At 66.3% G+C, this 1684-nt stretch carries 1 protein-coding gene; it reads left to right on the forward strand.

Annotated elements, in window-relative coordinates:
* Nucleotides 1–18 precede the first annotated feature (18 nt).
* Nucleotides 19–1684: GMC family oxidoreductase (locus AB0D94_RS37775; RefSeq protein ID WP_362062498.1), on the forward strand; the 1666-nt coding region annotated here is incomplete at its 3' end.

Raw genomic sequence — 1684 nt, forward strand, 5'->3', positions numbered from 1 at the left:
CTCGAAGGCGGGCCGCCGGTGCCCAAGAGCCGCGAGGACTATCTGCAGACGTTCTTCACCGCCAACGCCAAGACCCCCGAATCGCCGTATCCGCCGACCCTGCAGGGCCCCGGCAGCGACGGCAATCCGCTCGGCCAGCCCGATCCGGCCACGCTCAACACGCCGCGCTACACGGTGCTGCAGATCAACGCCTGGCAGAACCCGAAGCAGTGCTATTTCATCTACGGCCCGCAGGCGGTGACCTCGCCGACCGATCCGCAGATGACCTTCGCCTTCGGCAGTTCCTACGAGCGCGTCGCCGGCGGCACCACCTGGCAGTGGCTGGGCACCTCGCTGATGCACCTGCCCAACGACTTCCAGCTCAAGAGCAAGTACGGCCAGGGCGTGGACTGGCCCGGCGGCGCGAAGTTCTACAACCAGTTGCTGCCGTATTACCGCGCCGCGACCGAAGTGATCGGCGTGTCCAGCGACCGCGATGCGATGGTGACGCTGTACAAGACCTTCAACGTGCAGCCCGACGGCGTGTACGGGCCGAACTACGATTTCCCGATGCCGGGCATCGTGATGTCGCTCAACGACGCGCTTTACCAGCAGAAGGTGACCTCGCTGACGGTGGACGGCATCTCGCTGTTCGTCACGCCGACGCCGCAGGGGCGCAACTCGCGCCCGGGCAACCGCCGCCAGTGCGCAGGCAACACCAACTGCATTCCGATCTGCCCGATCCAGGCCAAGTACGACGGCAGCGTCACCCTGGCCCAGGCGCTGCAGACCGGCAACGTGCAGATCCAGTACCAGGCCGTGGCCAGCAACATCCGCCTCAGCGGCAAGCAGGTCAGCGGCATCGACTTTCTGACCTACGACACCCAGACCGGGCCGGCCACCGGCAGCGGCACCGCGGTGGGCAAGCGCTACATCCTGGCCGCGCACGCGATCGAAACGCCGAAGCTGCTGCTGATGTCCAACCGCAACCCCGGCTGGCCCAACGGCGTGGCCAACGGCTCCGGCCAGGTTGGGCGCAACCTGATGGACCATGTGATGTACCTGGCCTGGGGCCTGGCCAAGGATCCGATCTACGCCTATCGCGGGCCGCTGGCGACCTCGGGCATCGAAGCCGCGCGCGACGGCGCGTTCCGCAACCAGCGCGCGGCCTATCGCATCGAGATCGGCAACGAGGGCTGGAACTGGGCGGCCAACGATCCCAACACCACCCTGGCCGATTTCGTGTTCGGCCAGAACAACAGCCAGCTCAACGGCAACTCGGTCAACGCGCAGGGACAGAAGCTGCGATTCGATCCGAACCTGCCAGCGTTCAGCCAGCTCTACGGTTCCAAGCTGGTGAACACGCTCAACGCCGTCTACATCCGGCAACTGCGCCTGGGCTATCTGATCGAGCAACTGCCCGATCCCGACAACCGGGTGACGCTGTCGAGCCAGTACAAGGACCACCTCGGCCTGCCGCGGCCGCAGGTGACCTACCGCATCCGCGAAGACTACGTGCGCAACGCCTTCGTCTCGGCCAAGCAGGTGTCGACCCAGATATTCCAGGCGCTGGGCGCGACCGAGTACACCCAGCCGCCGGCCGACGCGGTGATGAAGGGGGCCGGCGCCTCGCCGACGACCTTCCGCTATAAGGGCCAGAACTTCGTCTTCTACGGCGCCGGCCACATCATCGGCACCTACCGCA

Source organism: Streptomyces sp. NPDC048255 (assembly GCF_040652415.1).
In the GTDB taxonomy this organism is placed as follows: domain Bacteria; phylum Actinomycetota; class Actinomycetes; order Streptomycetales; family Streptomycetaceae; genus Streptomyces.